General features: G+C 39.8%; 14 protein-coding genes and 2 pseudogenes. 7 read left to right on the top strand and 9 right to left on the bottom strand.

Annotated elements, in window-relative coordinates; all coding sequences use genetic code 11:
- Nucleotides 1-35 precede the first annotated feature (35 nt).
- The 4 genes and pseudogenes from dut (HWV54_RS03040) to dut (HWV54_RS03055) form a co-directional block, all read left to right on the top strand.
- Entirely contained in the window at nucleotides 36-578 is a 543-nt protein-coding gene (dut, locus tag HWV54_RS03040; protein WP_176953556.1) for a dUTP diphosphatase, read from the top strand.
- Between the two features lie 26 nt (nucleotides 579-604).
- On the top strand, nucleotides 605-964 hold the full coding sequence (gene dut / locus HWV54_RS03045; protein WP_246271238.1) for a dUTP diphosphatase: 360 nt from the start codon (nucleotides 605-607) through the stop codon (nucleotides 962-964).
- Nucleotides 965-980: 16 nt separating this feature from the next.
- A pseudogene (gene dut / locus HWV54_RS03050) lies at nucleotides 981-1351 on the top strand (dUTP diphosphatase); the annotation flags it as partial.
- Nucleotides 1352-1367: 16 nt separating this feature from the next.
- Nucleotides 1368-1728, top strand: a pseudogene (dut, locus tag HWV54_RS03055) (dUTP diphosphatase); the annotation flags it as partial.
- A 73-nt stretch (nucleotides 1729-1801) separates the two neighbouring features.
- Here dut (HWV54_RS03055) and HWV54_RS03060 read toward each other — a convergent pair.
- Nucleotides 1802-2329, bottom strand: a complete 528-nt coding sequence (locus HWV54_RS03060) for a biopolymer transporter ExbD (RefSeq protein WP_005866846.1) — start codon at nucleotides 2327-2329, stop codon at nucleotides 1802-1804.
- On the bottom strand, nucleotides 2313-3212 hold the full coding sequence (locus tag HWV54_RS03065; RefSeq protein WP_005866844.1) for a MotA/TolQ/ExbB proton channel family protein: 900 nt from the start codon (nucleotides 3210-3212) through the stop codon (nucleotides 2313-2315). Before HWV54_RS03065 ends, HWV54_RS03060 begins: the two co-directional genes overlap by 17 nt.
- Nucleotides 3213-3979: 767 nt before the next feature.
- On the opposite strand from HWV54_RS03065, the gene HWV54_RS03070 reads away from it, so the two are divergent.
- Both HWV54_RS03070 and HWV54_RS03075 read left to right on the top strand, forming a co-directional pair.
- A complete protein-coding gene (locus HWV54_RS03070; protein ID WP_005866842.1) occupies nucleotides 3980-4306 on the top strand; it encodes an ElaB/YgaM/YqjD family protein in 327 nt (108 codons plus the stop codon).
- A gap of 3 nt (nucleotides 4307-4309) precedes the next feature.
- Nucleotides 4310-4753 (top strand): hypothetical protein, encoded by a 444-nt coding sequence (locus HWV54_RS03075; protein ID WP_005866840.1) that lies wholly within the window; start codon nucleotides 4310-4312, stop codon nucleotides 4751-4753.
- A 1517-nt stretch (nucleotides 4754-6270) separates the two neighbouring features.
- On the opposite strand, the gene glmM is transcribed toward HWV54_RS03075, so the two are convergent.
- The 6 genes from glmM to HWV54_RS03105 all read right to left on the bottom strand — a co-directional run bounded on the left by glmM (nucleotide 6271) and on the right by HWV54_RS03105 (nucleotide 15009).
- The gene (gene glmM / locus HWV54_RS03080) at nucleotides 6271-7650 is read right to left on the bottom strand and encodes a phosphoglucosamine mutase (protein WP_176953557.1); all 1380 of its coding nucleotides are present in this window, start codon (nucleotides 7648-7650) and stop codon (nucleotides 6271-6273) included.
- 453 nt (nucleotides 7651-8103) lie between these two features.
- A complete protein-coding gene (gene ftsH, locus HWV54_RS03085; RefSeq protein WP_005866836.1) occupies nucleotides 8104-10290 on the bottom strand; it encodes an ATP-dependent zinc metalloprotease FtsH in 2187 nt (728 codons plus the stop codon).
- 114 nt (nucleotides 10291-10404) lie between these two features.
- On the bottom strand, nucleotides 10405-11856 hold the full coding sequence (tilS, locus tag HWV54_RS03090) for a tRNA lysidine(34) synthetase TilS (RefSeq protein ID WP_005866834.1): 1452 nt from the start codon (nucleotides 11854-11856) through the stop codon (nucleotides 10405-10407).
- The gene (locus HWV54_RS03095; protein WP_176953558.1) at nucleotides 11846-13561 is read right to left on the bottom strand and encodes a hypothetical protein; all 1716 of its coding nucleotides are present in this window, start codon (nucleotides 13559-13561) and stop codon (nucleotides 11846-11848) included. Before HWV54_RS03095 ends, tilS begins: the two co-directional genes overlap by 11 nt.
- A gap of 27 nt (nucleotides 13562-13588) precedes the next feature.
- Entirely contained in the window at nucleotides 13589-14110 is a 522-nt protein-coding gene (pal, locus tag HWV54_RS03100) for a peptidoglycan-associated lipoprotein Pal (protein ID WP_005866828.1), read from the bottom strand.
- Between the two features lie 206 nt (nucleotides 14111-14316).
- Nucleotides 14317-15009 carry a DUF1013 domain-containing protein gene (locus HWV54_RS03105; protein WP_005866827.1) on the bottom strand — a complete coding sequence of 231 codons (693 nt, stop codon included), beginning with the start codon at nucleotides 15007-15009 and terminating at the stop codon, nucleotides 14317-14319.
- Nucleotides 15010-15402: 393 nt separating this feature from the next.
- Between HWV54_RS03105 and HWV54_RS03110 the strand changes: the two genes are divergently transcribed.
- Nucleotides 15403-16149: a YebC/PmpR family DNA-binding transcriptional regulator gene (locus tag HWV54_RS03110; protein WP_005866825.1), complete on the top strand. Its 747-nt coding sequence runs from the start codon at nucleotides 15403-15405 to the stop codon at nucleotides 16147-16149.
- A 413-nt stretch (nucleotides 16150-16562) separates the two neighbouring features.
- On the opposite strand, the gene tolB is transcribed toward HWV54_RS03110, so the two are convergent.
- Entirely contained in the window at nucleotides 16563-17885 is a 1323-nt protein-coding gene (tolB, locus tag HWV54_RS03115; RefSeq protein ID WP_176953570.1) for a Tol-Pal system beta propeller repeat protein TolB, read from the bottom strand.
- Nucleotides 17886-17911: the final 26 nt, after the last annotated feature.

A 17911-nucleotide genomic window follows, 5' to 3' on the forward strand; every position in this document is an offset into this window, starting at 1 on the left:
TTAAACCTGCCTCATACTTTGGAAATGCCTTGATCATGCCCCACACTCAAGCTAATGCGCACTTAAACACCCCCAAAAACTCTATTTCTTCTCACCCATTACAGCCAGTGACATTGTCAATTCAGCGCCTTAAACATGGACAAGGCTTAGAGCTTCCACACTATGCGACAGCTGGTTCTGCTGGTCTTGATCTACGAGCAGCGCTTGGTGAAGAAGAAACGGTTATCCTTGCACCCGGACAACGCGCACTTATTCCAACAGGCCTCATCTTTCACCTCTTGCCTGGTTATGAAGCACAAATACGCCCACGTTCAGGTTTAGCCTTAAAACACGGGATCACATGCTTAAACACACCTGGAACAATTGATAGTGATTATCGTGGTGAAGTTAAAGTTCTTCTTATCAATTGTGGACAAGAAGACTTTTCCATTGAGCGGGGTATGCGCATCGCACAAACGGTGATCGCACCGGTTGTTCAAGTTAATGTTCGCGCCATTGAAGTGGATCAACAAGAAAGTGTCCAAAGAGATGAGAAAACCCGAGGGACAGGAGGATTTGGATCAACAGGACACGACTAAACAGCACATTGCGTAAAAGAGAACTATTGTCCTTGCACCCAGACAACGCGCACTTATTCCAACAGGCCTCATCTTTCTTTCACCTCTTGCCTGGTTATGAAGCACAAATACGCCCACGTTCAGGTTTAGCCTTAAAACACGGGATCACATGCTTAAACACACCTGGAACAATTGATAGTGATTATCGTGGTGAAGTTAAAGTTCTTCTTATCAATTGTGGACAAGAAGACTTTTCCATTGAGCGGGGTATGCGCATCGCACAAACGGTGATCGCACCGGTTGTTCAAGTTAATGTTCGCGCCATTGAAGTGGATCAACAAGAAAGTGTCCAAAGAGATGAGAAAACCCGAGGGACAGGAGGATTTGGATCAACAGGACACGACTAAACAGCACATTGCGTAAAAGAGAACTATTGTCCTTGCACCCAGACAACGCGCACTTATTCCAACAGGCCTCATCTTTCTTTCACCTCTTGCCTGGTTATGAAGCACAAATACGCCCACGTTCAGGTTTAGCCTTAAAACACGGGATCACATGCTTAAACACACCTGGAACAATTGATAGTGATAGCCGATAGTGAAGTTAAAGTTCTTCTTATCAATTGTGGACAAGAAGACTTTTCCATTGAGCGGGGTATGCGCATCGCACAAACGGTGATCGCACCGGTTGTTCAAGTTAATGTTCGCGCCATTGAAGTGGATCAACAAGAAAGTGTCCAAAGAGATGAGAAAACCGGAAAGACAGGAGGGTTTAGATCAACAGGACACGACTAAACAGCACATTGCGTAAAAGAGAACTATTGTCCTTGCACCCAGACAACGCGCACTTATTCCAACAGGCCTCATCTTTCACCTCTTGCCTGGTTATGAAGCACAAATACGCCCACGTTCAGGTTTAGCCTTAAAACACGGGATCACATGCTTAAACACACCTGGAACAATTGATAGTGATAGCCGATAGTGAAGTTAAAGTTCTTCTTATCAATTGTGGACAAGAAGACTTTTCCATTGAGCGGGGTATGCGCATCGCACAAACGGTGATCGCACCGGTTGTTCAAGTTAATGTTCGCGCCATTGAAGTGGATCAACAAGAAAGTGTCCAAAGAGATGAGAAAACCGGAAAGACAGGAGGGTTTAGATCAACAGAATAGATTTAAGCAAAACCTTATATTGATAGCCTACTATTCTAGAAGAGAAACTGTTCCTATTACAGAATATTGGCGTTTACTGTTCGCTTGCCACCGTTGCAGCTGCATCACCTGTAACGTTCAATCTTGCCGCCCCCGGAGCACCTGCATCACTTGTTGCACCTCTTCCCGCGATATCGGACGATTTTTGCAACCCTATAAGACCAATTTTGGTATATCCAGCAACTCGTATTTGATTGAGCAAGTCCATCACAGCCCCATAATTGATTTCACTATCGGCTTTAATCAAAATCTTTGTTTCTAGATTTTGGTTTGTTCCCTTCAACAAAGATTCCACAAAGGTTGTTTTGTTAACAAGATGATCACCGACATAAAGAGAATGATCTTTTTGCAAAGTCACATAAAGAGGCTCATCAGCTTGTACCACAGAAGATGCTTGACTTATGGAAGGAAGTTGAACCGGAATAACAGATGTTGCCAAAGGTGCAGCAACCATAAAAACAATAAGCAATACCAGTACAACATCAATAAAAGGGGTAACATTAATCTCATTGTGCAACCCACTCTCATCAAGTTCCCAATCATCATTAAAGTCTGTTTTCATTTTTTTTGACTTTTCGTTGTCTGTGTTTATCGAGCTCACGACTCAAGAGTCTTTCAATTGCAGCAGCAATATCACCTAAATCGTTGCGATAACCATTCAAAGCGCGCATCAAGGTATTATACATAACAACAGCAGGAATAGCCACAAAAAGCCCGATAGCCGTTGCAAGCAAGGCTTCGGCAATTCCAGGAGCAACCACATCAAGCCGCGTTGTCTGAGTTTTAGCAATACCGACAAAAGAATTCATGATTCCCCAAACGGTTGCAAAAAGTCCAACAAAAGGAGCAATAGCACCAATGGTCGCAAGAACAGCGCTCCCACATGCAACACGCCGCGTAGCAGCTAACAAACAGCGTGATAAAAGAGAATGAACTCTTTCCTTTACGCCTTTATTCATATCGCGAATATCGTGCGCAACCTCACCATCCCGATCGATCTCTTCATAGAAGAGGGGATCTTCATCAGCAATGATATGTGTTCCTTTTTGTATTCCTTGTCTTGCACCCGCTCTTTCATAAGAAGCTCCACCAATTCCTTCAGTACCAACAAAATCAATCTGTTGTGTAGAAAGATACACCTCTTTAAGAACTTCCTTAAGAAAATCCACACCAGCTCCTTTGCTTTCCTTCAAGCTAGCGGCCAAACGGGTAAGGGTCTGAGCATTAAGAACCAACTGAAGCTCACGACGCACTCTTCGTCTTGCAACAGTGATCTCAACGATTTTAACAAAAGCGATTGTCCAAGATGCAAGAGAAGCGAGCAATAAAAGAACAATAACAGTTTTCACCACAAAATCAGCCGCCATAAACATAGAAAAGGGGGAAAGATCATGCGCTGCAAATACAGCAGACGTATTCTCTAAGGATATTGTCTCAGATTCCATTTTTGTCTCACACGGTTGTGGTTTTCACTTTTTGATTTACAGCTGTGTCATCAATTCCCCTCTCGTAGCATCACTCGTCCATAACGCTACGTCCTTGTTAACATCACTCTGTTTAGCACTAAAAAATAAAACTTGATAAATCAAGCATAGTTTTATTTCAAAGAACATCTCTTTCAAGAGGAACTTTGAAGAAATTTTTCTCTAGCAAATCTAAATAACTTTATCGGACAAAACAGTTTATTAGGCAAAACAACTTAACAAACAACTGCATATTACATTCAAGTTTGATTTATAACGATAATTTATCAAATATTATCCAAATAACTGCACCAAAGAAAAGGAATATTTTCACTTTAACACTTCTACCTCAAAATCAGAAGGAACTATTTGCTTGCACACTAAAAGAAAAACGCACAGATGGATAATAACTGCTAGAAAAAAGACCATATACCACACCGCCCTCATACAAGACCAGAAGCACCATTGAAATCTGATAAAGCTTATGAAAGCATAGATTTATTTTTTTTCATAAAGTGTAAAGATACCAATACTCAATAGATTTTTTATTATCACATCGACAAACTAAAGTGATCTTACAGTCAAATAAGCTTCGTTGTATCAAAAATATTTTTAAATTGAACAAAGAAATGGAACTAAAAAAAACGTTTGACGTTATCCAGGCAGTGAAAATTTTTACTCTTAAAAAAACGATCACTATGAACATACAAATACTGACTAATAATGAATCAAGAGAAAGAAAAAGCATCATGGCAAATAATAAAATAACAGGGAATAATAAAACGGGAGAAGAAAAAGATCTACACGGACACTTAGAGAAGTTACACACTGAAATTTCAGGAATAACTTCAACATTAACAGATCTTGGAGCAAGCAAATTGAACGCAGCCAAAAACAAAGCAGAAAAACTGTATAACTCTGCCAAGGAAAACAGTGAAGACATTCTATCTCAAGCAAAAGATAAAATCGGCGAACTTGAACAAACCATGAATCAATGTGTTCGTAAAAATCCTGGCAAAAGCGTTCTGTTTTCAGCAAGTGTTGGTTTTATTCTTGCTCAATTATTGCGTCGTTAAATAATGCATAAGCTTATCGCACCTCTTTTAAATCATCTTGTCGGTGGAGGGCTGAAAAGCACTGTCAAGCGAGTACGCCTTCAAGCAATTTGCTATGGATTTATCGTCATTTCATTGTTCATGTCACTGCTTTTTTTATGCATCATCGGTTTTATTGCCTTATGTTCGGTAATGAAGCCTCTCGCAGCAGTCAGCACAATGTTTTTCATTTGGCTTTTTCTTGCAGGCTTAGGTGTTTTGATTAGCCGTATTCTCAAAGCTTACCAAAATTATGATCAACAAAAGAAATCGGAAGAACAACGCCATAAGCTTATGACAGATGCAACACTTTCCAGCATTGGGTTTTTAAGGCAACATCTCCCTTTTGCTAAATGGAGTGTTCCAATACTTGGATTTGCAACCTTTTTTCTGTGGAAAAAAGATAAAAAAAACCGATTTTCAGATTAAGATATGTCATTTTGTGTTTTTAACCCCCACGGTGTTTTCTTTCTCTTGAAAGAAAACACCTTTTTTGTTCTTCTCTCAGTAATGTAGAAAGATTAATCCTAAAAAGTTAGTCTTTATGACCGAAAAGCGAATAATAAAAGCATAACACGTTCAGCATTTTACGCGCAGTAAAATTGCTTTTATTATTGTATAATGATAAAAATAATAAAGATGTTCTAAAAGGATACAACTTAGCAATCATATATTCCAAAGCATCTGCCTCTTCTTCAACAGTGATAGCAAGTATTAACAGCCGAACTCTGTAGAAATACCCATCTAAAAGAATTTCCTGATAATAACATCAATCATCTCTATCACGCCAGCATACAGAACTTTTCGTTCAATCGCCTTCAGCCATAAGCCAGATAACCGCTTGGTTCCAGAAAAGCAGATTACCAACCCTATTTTTGCTAAAGATAAAAACACCCTTGATTATCGGTTCTGCTTTCCACTCTTCTCTTCAAGCAGTAAATTTGCTAAATTCTGCTCCCTGAAGAGCTTGCTCCTAAAGACACTTTTCCTCAAAATACCTTATAAAGTTCCCTCTGATAGTTTCAGTCATCATGTAAATAATTAATCAACTTGATTTAAGAAACTCTTTCACGGTTATCTCTAAAAATATGAATTAATTTTTTCATAGATCTTCTAAAATCATTTATGATTTCTCAAAAGAAGTAGCTACTTTTGAAAGTGCATCATGATGCATAATAACATCAATCATCTCTGTCACGCCAGCATACAGAACTTTTCGTTCAATCGCCTTCAGCTATAAGCCAGATAACCGCTTGGTTCCAGAAAAGCAGATTACCAACCCTATTTTTGCCAAAGATAAAAACACCCTTGATTATCGGTTCTGCTTTCCACTCTTCTCTTCAAGCAGTAAATTTGCTAAATTCCGCTCCCTGAAGAGCTTGCTCCTAAAGACACTTTTCCTCAAAATACCTTATAAAGTTCCCTCTGATAGTTTCAGTCATCATGTAAATAATTAATCAACTCGATTTAAGAAACTCTTTCACGGTTATCTCTAAAAATATGAATTAATTGTTTCACAGATCTTCTAAAATCATTCATGATTTCTCAAAAGAAGTAGCTACTTTTGAAAGTGCATCATGATGCATAATAACATCAATCATCTCTGTCACAACAGCATCCAAAACTTCATGTTCATCGCCTTCAGCCATAAGCCAGATAACCGCTTGGTTCCAGAAAAGCAGATTACCAGCCCTATTTTTGCCAAAGATAAAAACACCCTTGATTATCGGTTCTGCTTTCCACTCTTCTCTTCAAGCAGTAAATTTGCTAAATTCTGCTCCCTGAAGAGCTTGCTCCTAAAGACACTTTTCCTCAAAATACCTTATAAAGTTCCCTCTGATAGTTTCAGTCATCATGTAAATAATTAATCAACTCGATTTAAGAAACTCTTTCACGGTTATCTCTAAAAATATGAATTAATTGTTTCACAGATCTTCTAAAATCATTCATGATTTCTCAAAAGAAGTAGCTACTTTTGAAAGTGCATCATGATGCATAATAACATCAATCATCTCTGTCACAACAGCATCCAAAACTTCATGTTCATCGCCTTCAGCCATAAGCCGGATGACCGGTTCAGTTCCAGAAGCACGGACGACCAATCGTGCTTCTTTTCCCAAACGTTGCATTGCTTGATCTATTGCTGTTTTGACCGGAGTCTTTTTCAAGACATTTTTGTTTTTAATCGTTACATTTTTTAAAATTTGTGGCACAGGTACAAATCGCTTACACAATTGACTCATAGGGCTTTGATTTTCTTGCATACAAGCTAAAACCTGCAAAGCAGCCACCAGCCCATCACCAGTTGTGCCAAAATCACTCAATATAATATGCCCAGAAGCTTCCCCACCAACATTATACCCTTTTTGCCGCATAGCTTCGACCACGTAGCGATCCCCAACATTTGTCCGAATAAGCTCCACCCCTCTACTATTCAAGAAGCGCTCAAGCCCAAGATTTGACATAATAGTTGTAACAACGCCATTACACTGTAACCGTCCGGTTTTATGCCAATTTTCAGCAATGACAGCAATCAACTGATCCCCATCAATCGTTTGCGCTTTTTCGTCAACAAGAAGAACACGATCTCCATCGCCATCAAGAGCAATTCCCACATCGGCGCGTACTTCATGAACTTTCTTTTTTAAAGAAGCCAAATCGGTTGATCCACATTTTTGATTAATATTGGTACCATTCGGTGTATCATTAATAGCAAAAACCTCAGCTCCCAATTCCCACAAAGCGAGCGGAGCAGCTTTATAAGCAGCGCCATTGGCACAATCCACAACGATACGCAAAGCATCCAAACGAACATCACGGGGCAAAGTTCGTTTAGCATATTCGATATAACGATAAATATCGCCCTCAACCCGTTTTACATAGCCAATTTCACTACAACTTGCTAAAGATTTTGAAAGATCTGTATCGATCAATTGCTCAATTTTTGTCTCGACCTCATCTGAAAGTTTAAAACCATCAGGACCAAAAAGTTTAATTCCATTATCATAAAAGGGATTATGAGAAGCAGAAATCATTACCCCAAGATCAGCGCGCAATGAGCGACAAAGCATAGCAACAGCAGGAGTTGGCACAGGTCCCAACAAAAAAACCTCCATCCCTGCAGCTGTAAATCCTGAAACCAAGGCATTTTCCAACATATAACCAGATAATCGGGTATCTTTACCAATCACCACACGACGCAACTGATGTTGTGATCGCAACAAAACACCCACAGCCATTCCCACTTTCATGGCAAAATCTGGTGTCATGGGAAAAGCATTGGCTTTTCCCCGAATTCCATCTGTACCAAAATATTTCTGCACCATCGCTATTCCTTTATATACACTTTTTCTCTTGCAACCCTGTTAGAGCAGAATTTCTGGTACAGTAAAATCTCCTCATGTCGTGAGAGCATTCTTGACCCCTTCATTGTCAAACCTTCATCTAAACAAGATTCCCCCACTCCACCATCTAAAACTAATCTCTCATTTCTACAATAACCACTCCAACTCCACTAATTATGCTTCTCCATCCCACCGCATCAAGCAATATTATCCTCTTACATGCTTTACATATACGATTTCCCTTAAACAAAACTAAAGGACAGCGTCTCTGTTAAAAGACCAACGCTCCTCCCCTAATGTTCCAGCTCTCACACCGCAAGTATACAGTATCAAAGCCTCTACTCTCATATTCTCGCCACATTGCTGAAGGCGCAAGCTCTGCCTGCGCCTTTCTCAAAAAACCTTTGTTTAAAATTTTCCCTAAAACAAGGCTATTCAAGCATCGTCAGAAGCTTTCTGTTTTTCTTTACCAGATTCTGTAAAATTTGACTTTTTTTCAGCATTGGCTTTATGTTCAGGACGATTTATAGCTTTGGTTGTATTTTTTGCACTTTGTGTTTTTTTCTTAACCCCACGAGAGTGCACCTTTTCAAATTCAGCATCATTGGGTTTGGCATCAATGGATTTTTTTACTCCCTTTCCAACGTCTGCCTTTACTTTACTGAAATCGGTTTTATCTGCCTCTTTTTTATTGGGACCGATTTTATCAGTGTTTGTTTTCTTAACTGTTGTTGTAGAAGATTCTGCCTTAATTACCCCGGCCTTAGGCACAGAAGAAGCGCGCGGAGAAACACTATCATCTTTCTGAGTTCGTGAAGGAGGCTTTCCTGCAATGACTTCGTTAATTTCAGCGCCAGTTAAAGTTTCATATTCCAACAAACCCTGCGCCAAAGCAAACCATTCTTTCTTTTTTGTTTTCAAAATTTTGGTAGCATTTTTATAAGCATCATCAATGAGTTTACGCACTTCAGCATCGATCATACGCGCTGTTTCTTCAGAGACATTCTGTGTCCGCGTAACGGAATGCCCTAAAAAGACTTCATCTTGATTATCACCATAAGCAACGTTGCCTAAGAGATCAGAGAAACCCCATCGTGTAATCATTGCTCGTGCTAACTTTGTCGCTTGTTCAATATCGGATGAAGCACCGGATGTAATATTTTCCTTACCAAATTTCAATTCTTCGGCGACACGCCCTCCCATCATGATGGACAGACGAGAAATCATCCATCGATAGCTCATAGAATAGCGATCACCTTCAGGCAATTGCATTACCATTCCCAAAGCTCTTCCTCTTGGCACAATTGTTGCTTTATGGACAGGATCTGCAACTGGCACATTAAGAGCCACGATAGCATGTCCAGCCTCGTGATAAGCAGTGAGTTCTTTTTCTTCTTGTGTCATAGCAGTTGAACGGCGTTCAGCCCCCATCATCACTTTATCTTTTGCATCTTCAAACTCTTGCATAGTCACGACTCTTTTATTGCGGCTAGCAGCCATAAGAGCAGCTTCATTCACCAGATTCATCAGATCAGCACCAGAAAACCCTGGCGTTCCCCTTGCCAAAATTTTCAGATCGACATTAGGTGCTAAAGGTACGTTGCGTACATGCACTTTCAAGATCTGTTCACGACCGGAAACATCAGGGTTTGGCACAACGACCTGCCGATCAAACCGTCCTGGTCTTAATAAAGCAGGGTCGAGGACATCAGGACGGTTTGTTGCTGCAATAAGAATAATACTTTCATTGGGCTCGAAACCATCCATTTCGACAAGCAGTTGGTTTAAGGTTTGCTCACGTTCGTCGTTTCCACCTCCCAACCCAGCACCACGATGGCGTCCAACAGCGTCGATTTCATCAATAAAGATAATACAAGGTGCATTTTTTTTAGCCTGTTCGAACATATCGCGCACACGGCTCGCACCAACACCCACAAACATCTCGACAAAATCGGACCCTGAAATGGTAAAGAATGGCACATTGGCTTCGCCAGCGACAGAGCGTGCAAGCAAAGTTTTACCGGTTCCTGGAGGACCAACAAGCAAAACACCCCGTGGAATACGTCCTCCTAGACGTTGAAATTTCTGTGGTTCACGTAAAAATTCAACAATTTCTTGTAGATCTTGCTTTGCTTCTTCAACGCCAGCAACGTCCTGAAAGGTAACACGCCCCTGTGCTTCATTGAGCAATTTTGCTTTTGATTTGCCAAATCCCATCGCCCCACGTGATCCATTTTGCATTTGCCGCATAAAGAAGACCCATGCTCCAACGATAATAATAACAGGTAGCAAAGAAAAGAGGAGATTGAGGAAGATACTATTGCCAGAGCTTTCAGGAATAGCTTTGACATTAACATTTTTATTTTCCAATTTTTGTATCAAGCCTGGATCTCGTGGAGCATAGGTTGAAATAATTCTATGCTCAATGGTTTGTCCTGTTAACTTTTGACCTTGAATAGTCACAGATCTCAGTTCATTATTCTCAACTTTTTGCAAAAATTCAGAATAAGAGATCTCTCCGCCTCCGGAACGTTGGCTATCTCCATTAAAGAGAGAAAACGACACAATCAAAATCAAAGCAATAACTCCCCAAATAAGGAGAGAGCGGTAATTGGAATTCATATTCAGCCCACTTAGTCAAATACAGATTTTAAATAGTTTCTCCTAACATATAACCTTGTCTGCTCCTTGCCAAGAGATGAGAGAATGTTTATTGTCTTTTAAAGTGATTTTTCTTTATCTTTTTACCTCAATATTAAAAAAAGGTTCCACAACATTAACAAGAGCAGCATCTTCGCGCAAGAAAAGCCAATCGAAAGGAGCCATAATCCGCTTAACAATGATATTTTGATGAAAAACAGCTTGAGAAGTCAACTCTGGAATATCGTAACCTTTATCAGTTGAGATCATCAACAGCGATTGTAAAGAAGGAAAATGGGGAGAATCAAGAACGAAGTGAGTGTTTTGGAATAAAGATTTCAGCTGCTTTAAACCTGCTGCACCAACCTTTATAGCATTAGCTCCACAGTTGGTAATCTGATAGCGCCCATCCCATAAAAAAGTTTTTCCTGGTGCAATAAGCGCCTCTTTCATGTTTCGAGATTCGCGCCAAAGAGAGATTCCACTTTTGTTATATTCAATAACTGATCCAGCGAAAGTAAAGCGCTGCTTTTCTGAAGAATGGAAACACAACCTTTGGAAAAGAGAGAGCAATTTTTTAGCGGAGAGCAAATACCTCCCCCCTCCCATCAATACTGCGAAGAGCCCAACGACAAAGGGAAAACTTGAGTGCTGCTGTAAAAATGGTGCAGGCTTTGCAATAAAACAACGTCCATATTCAACAACAATATCCAGGGCTAAAATCAAATCGGCAATGACTCGTGCTTGTTGACGACGTTGAAGCGTAGCTTCATGAACCATTTGAGCAATGCTTGCAAACTTTTTGTGATGAAGCGATTGGCGCACACGCACGCGTTCAAAATTGCAATCTTCATTGGTTGGATCATCTATCCATGTTTTACCCTTTAAGCACAAATAAGCACGCAATGTTTTACGATTTACAGCAAGAAGAGGACGAATCAAGCGTATTTTTTGCCGCAACACCGCCTCGCGTGAGATACAAGATAAACCACGGGCATACATCATCCCATAGTTTTTTTCGGCAACGACACTATTTGCTTGCTCAATATTTTCTCTAGCTTCTATAGAACTCACCCCATCACCCACGCCCACAAAAGCCTCAGCTTGCAAAACATTTCTACTTTTAGAAAGACGTTGGTAGCGCATCTGATAGGTTTCCACCTGATCATTAAGCGTATGCCCTGTCATAATAAGCGACGCACCTTGTTTTTGCGCTTCTTTAAACAAGAGATCATAGCGTGCAATACGGGCGCTCGAAGTGATATGCGTTTTTGGTTTTTTGCCTACCCATTGTACAATGACATGTTTAATATCATGAGCATGACAAATTTCTGCAACATTTCCTGCTTCACGAGCTGATTCTTCACGCAATTGATGATCAATGGTAACAGCAATTATTTCCGGAGGAAGAGAGAGAGTTTTTAAATAGTCTTTGACTAAAAATAGCAAAGCTAGAGAATCACTCCCTCCTGAAACCGCAAGGATCAATTTTTGACACTGGATAAAATCCGACGTTTTAAAGAGATTTCCTGCTAGTCTAACGCACACCGCGAACGATTCCACTCCTCTTAAAAGATTTACAAAAGACAGACTCTAACGTTTTAGAGTGCTTTGATTTCTTTGCAAAAAATGTACAAGCCTCTTTATTCTGCTCAAGCGCAACCATACTTCTTGCTAATTTCAGCAAAATCTCAGAGGTATAAAGCCTCTCTTTATCTGCATACCACGCAGCAAGATAAACTTGTGCTGCTTCATGATAACGTTTTTGTCCCAACAAAGCTTCTGCCAACCAAAACAAAGCATCATCACTTAAAGGATCTTTTTTATAACGCTGTTGAAAAGCACAAAAGGCTTTTTCAGCATCAATATAATTGGCAGAAAGAATAAAATCATAGCCTTTTTTATACAATTCTTTGGAAGAAAGAAGAGGGAAATCATTATCCTGATACGGTTTGACATGATCACTTTCTTTATGCGTTTTCTCTAAAAGGTTATCGGCTTTCTGCAAACGGTCCTCTGTCTTTTCCGCATCTTTATACATTGTCTTTAGATATTCACCAGTTTTTTTCAAATGATCACGTATTTCTTGCAAACGGCTTTTATGATCATGGTTTTCCACATTAGCAACATCGCTCTCACCATCTTTTCTGCTATGCTCTACTACCTCTTTCTTTACAGCCGGCTTTTCATCCAAACTAGCATTCTCAAAAACACAAGAATAAACAGAAGAGTCTTTTTTATCAAAAAGGCGGTGGAATTGCTTTTGGATATTTTTCAAATTGTTATGCTCAAGCACGACTCGTATATTATGCAAAAGTTTATCCAAATCATAATCTTTAAACAAAGCCTGCTGATTTTCTAAAATAAACTTTCGACTTTGAGTCATCCCCTTAAAAGAGAGATCCATAGAAGCTTTCTCTGCTACATCAGCAGCTTTATTCACCGCTTCAGAAGCCTTTTTTGAAACACCAGACGCAGCTTTATTTGCTGCCTCAGAAGCTTTCTCTGCTACATCAGCAGCTTTATTCACCGCTTCAGAAGCCTTTTTTGAAACACCAGACGCAGCTTTATTTACTGCCTCAGAAGCTTTCTCTGGCACATCAGCAGCTTTATTCACCGCTTCAGAAGCTTTCTTTGAAGCACCAGACGCAGCTTTATTTGCTGCCTCAGAAGCTTTCTCTGCCACATCAGCAGCTTTATTCACCGCTTCAGAAGCCTTTTTTGAAACACCAGACGCAGCTTTATTTGCTGCCTCAGAAGCTTTCTCTGCCACATCAGCAGCTTTATTCACCGCTTCAGAAGCCTTTTTTGAAACACCAGACGCAGCTTTATTTACTGCCTCAGAAGCTTTCTCTGGCACATCAGCAGCTTTATTCACCGCTTCAGAAGCCTTTTTTGAAACACCAGATGCAGCTTTATTTGCTGCCTCAGAAGCTTTCTCTGCCACATCAGCAGCTTTATTCACCGCTTCAGAAGCTTTTTCTGAAACACCAGACGCAGCTTTATTTGCTGCCTCAGAAGCTTTCTCTGCCACATCAGCAGCTTTATTCACCGCTTCAGAAGTTTTCTCTGAAGCACCGGACGCAGCTTTATTTGCTGCCTCAGAAGCTTTCTCTGCTACATCAGAACCTGAATTATGAGTAAAATATTGAGATACCCACCCTGCTGCACTTTGAACAGGTGAAACAAAACAAGCTAAGAAAACAGCGACACAAAAGGTAGTTTTCCAAGTTTTTTTATGACATATCCACATATTATTTCTCCCCTCAAGAGCTAATTTTTAATCACTTTTTATATTAGTAAGAGTTGTAACAGCACGTCGATTTTGATTCCAACAGGAAATATCATCACACACTGCTACAGGTCTTTCTTTTCCATAAGAAATTGTTTGAATCCGTTGTGCAGACACACCAAGGGAAATCAAATAATTACGCACAGCAACAGCACGACGCTGCCCAAGTGCCAAATTATACTCACGCGTACCACGCTCATCAGCATGACCTTCAATCATAATAGAATAGTAAGGATAATGAAGTAACCATTCTGCTTGGCGCATTAAAATACGTTCAGCATCAGAATTAATTGAAGCAGAGTCGAGATCAAAGAAAACGCGATCTCCAACGTTAACCGTAAACTCCTGTCCTGAACCCGACACCGCATGATTAAAACCAGCTTCATTCAAATAACCACTATTTACACCACGAAGTGCACCAAAATGTCTTTTTCCACAACCAACTAAAGACAATGAGAAAAAAAGGACCATAACAAAGGAATAAAAGATAGTATTTTGGGTAGAGCGCATAATTATTGATTCTCCTTAATTTAGTAAACCTTAAAATTGAAAGGATAGATTCTTTCAAGAGCGCTTCGAGAATAGTTGCTAATTCCTAATGAAGAAAAAATTTTCTCTCATTTTTTATCTATTATCCTTTTGAAGTCTTCAGCCTTTTCTTTTTCCCATAAGCCTTTAGCATCAACGTGAAATCGTGTTTTACAGTTAACCATCTTCTATCTATCATCTTTTTGACGGCTTTTTTGTAGCGCATTCAGTTTTGCAAAAACTTTATCAGCATCAAAGCTCTTATTATGATCATCTTTCACCTGATCTTCATTAAGATCAACATTTTCCGTTACTGAAGCAGGAAGCAAAGATTTATCTTCCTCTGGAGAAACAGGACGATTTTTTGCAGCGCGCTGGAGTTCAAAATCCAAATCAATTTGTGAACACAATCCTAATCCTACAGGATCGAGAGGAACCAAGTTAGCACTATTCCAATGGGTTCTAAGGCGAATTTGTTCAATGGTTGCTTTTGTTGTCCCAATCAATCGTGCAATCTGTGCATCTTTCAACTCAGGATGGTTCATCACCAACCATAGGATACCATTTGGACGATCCTGACGTCGAGACAAAGGAATATAGCGTGCACCTTTACGTTTTTTTTCAGGAATGTGTACCCTAGACTCGGAAATTTTTAAGCGTGCATTTTTATCAGCCTCCACCCGAGCGATTTCACTGCGCGTCAACTGCCCAGAACTAATTGGATTCAGACCTTTAATACCGTGAGCAGCTTCGCCATCAGCAATAGCTTTCACCTCCAACACGTGTAACTTACAAAACTCTGCAATCTGATCAAAAGAAAGAGCAGTGTTATCAACCAACCAAACAGCTGTAGCTTTGGGCATTAAAAGTTGCGTTGCCATCTCTATAATATCCTCTTACTTCGCCTCTTTATTGGACTATTGAGGCAGGTTATTGCCCACCCTGGAGCATTGGAGTCTTTATTCTTATACATCAGGTTTTCTTCACCCCCTTCTTGCCCCTTCTTAAAATTAAAGCGAGTCATGAAATAAACCACTTTTGCCATGAAATTGTATTCTGTTATAGCCTGATTTTTGAAGAACGACAAGAGATCTGTCTCATAATGATCCTCAACAGAGTGTCTTTACCTTTGAAGTGAATTTTCTTATAAGGTGTTTATTCGATCACTTCATTTTGTGTTGCGGCATATTGATTCTGGTAGGATGCGTGTTTCATCGCCTTAAATTCAGGAACCCTCCAACCGGAAGAAAAGTCTTCAAACTGGAAGGAAAATTATGGCAGGTCACTCACAATTTAAAAATATTATGCACCGTAAAGGGCGCCAAGATGCAATACGTTCAAAAATATTTTCTAAGCTTGCACGCGAAATTACAGTTGCAGCTAAACAAGGCGCCCCTGATCCAGCCATGAATCCGCGTTTAAGGCTTGCTGTACAAAATGCTAAGGCACAGTCAATGCCAAAAGACAACATTGAGCGCGCAATTAAGAAAGCTTCAGGCAATGATGTCGAACACTATGATGAAGTGCGCTACGAAGGATATGGTCCAGGTGGTGTTGCAATCATTGTCGAAGCTTTAACAGATAATCGCAATCGCACCGCTTCAAACGTGCGGGCCGCTTTCACCAAATCAGGTGGTGCCCTAGGAGAAACAGGTTCCGTAAGCTTCATGTTTAATCGAATTGGCGAAATAATCTATAAAACGGAAGCAGGAACAGCAGACAGCATCATGGATGCAGCAATCGAAGCTGGAGCTGAAGATGTGCAATCAGAAGAAATCGGACACCATATTACCTGCGCCTTTGAAGATATTGGTGAAGTTTCTAAAATGCTTGAAGCAAAACTTGGTGAAGCAGAATCGATCAAAACAATTTGGAAAGCGAACACCCTTACACCAATAGATGAAGAAAAGGCTTTATCCGTTTTACGGCTTATTTCGACATTAGAAGAAGATGATGATGTGCAAAATGTCTATGCTAATTTTGATGTCAGCGATGAGATTTTAGCAAAACTGTCTGTATAATCTCCACGTCATTAACACTGTATATGCTCTCTTTTCCATGAGAGCTTCACTCTATTGTTTACACAAAAGCATAATCATTGTTTACACAAAAGCATAATCGCTTTTCTTTTTTACCACAACAAACACATAATCCCGTTTCAAAAGCAGGGATCTCACATAAACTTTAAAACACTCTCAACAAAAGCGTAAAGATTTTCTGCCAATTTTTTTTAAAGACTATTTTCTAAAGACATGATCTCCCAAAGAAATTTCATTATCCACAGGCCATAAAAGATGGAGTTAAAACTTACAAAATATTCAGAACAACTGGATTATGAATGCAAGAAACATCTTTTTTAAACTGTAGAAACAATTGCTGTCGCACAAGATTTCATACACTTTTGCATTGTTTATTTTTATTGATAAAATCATTTTCATTGAACATGGAGCAATGGCGACCATGCCGGATCGGAAGCATCATTAGGTGTAGGCAATTGGCGTTCATTGCGTCCAGTAATATCAATCGTATAAAGTTTTGGTCCCATACCGGGATTTTTACGAAAGAACATCAACACCCGTCCATTGGGAGCCCAAGTTGGTCCTTCATTGTGAAAACCCGTAGTTAAAATCCGTTCTCCTTGTCCATTAGGACGCATAACACCGATAGAAAATTGTCCCGCCAATTGTTTTGTAAAAGCGATATAATCACCACGTGGTGACCAAATGGGTGTAGAATAGCTTCCCTCATTTGAAGAAATACGCTGGATATTGCTACCATCGGCATTCATTGTATAGATTTGCGGCTTTCCACTGCGGTCTGATGAAAAAACAATTTGTTTCCCATCAGGCGAATAAGAAGCTGACGTATCAATGGCTGAAGTTGTTGTGAGCCGCATCATTGTGCGAGTACGTAAATCCATGGTATAAAGGTTTGCACTCCCATCATTTTGCAATAAACTCATAATCACTTTTTGTCCATCGGAAGAAAAACGGGGAGCAATGGTCATATTGTTAAAAGTCCCTATCAATTCCCTTTGCCCCATTTCAATTTGTTGAAGATAAACATGAGGCACCTGACTGCGTTCGTAAGCCATATAAGTAATTTCTTGTCGTTTAGGTGAAAAGCGGGGGGTCAAAACTAACTCGGTACCATCAGACATATAAACTAAATTTGCCCCATCTTGATCCATAATCGCTAAGCGTTTAATGCGTGCATTTAAAGGACCTGTTTCATCTATAAAAACAATTCGTGTATCAAAATAACCACTTTCACCTGTCATCTCCCTATAGATATCATCTGCTATCATATGAGCAACACGCCGCCAATGTTCTGTTGCAGTATAAAAACGCCGTCCTTTAAGTTGTCGACGCCCAAAAACATCCCACAAACGAAAATCTACCCTCAATCGTCCATCAGTTTCTCTTAAAACTTGCCCAGTAACCAAACCCTGTGCTTTTATATTTATCCAACTAGAAAAATGCGGTTGCTTATTGGGATGAGAAATTTTTTCAAAAAAAGATGCCTTATTAAGTGGTAAAAAAAGCCCTGACCGTTCAAGATCAGCTGTGATTACAGCCGCTATTTTCAATCCTATCGAATCATTGCAAATAAAATCGGTGATTGCAATAGGAATAGGATTAAAGTCAGCCCTAGAAATAGTGCCTTTCAACTGTGCATAAACTATTGAAAAACTTGAAAGCCACAAACCAAAAGTAACAATCAACCAAGAAAAAAATTTATATCTCGTCGTAGTCATCATGGAATGTATACCTTTCATTGGAG

The organism is Bartonella alsatica, assembly GCF_013388295.1.
GTDB classification, from domain to species: domain Bacteria; phylum Pseudomonadota; class Alphaproteobacteria; order Rhizobiales; family Rhizobiaceae; genus Bartonella; species Bartonella alsatica.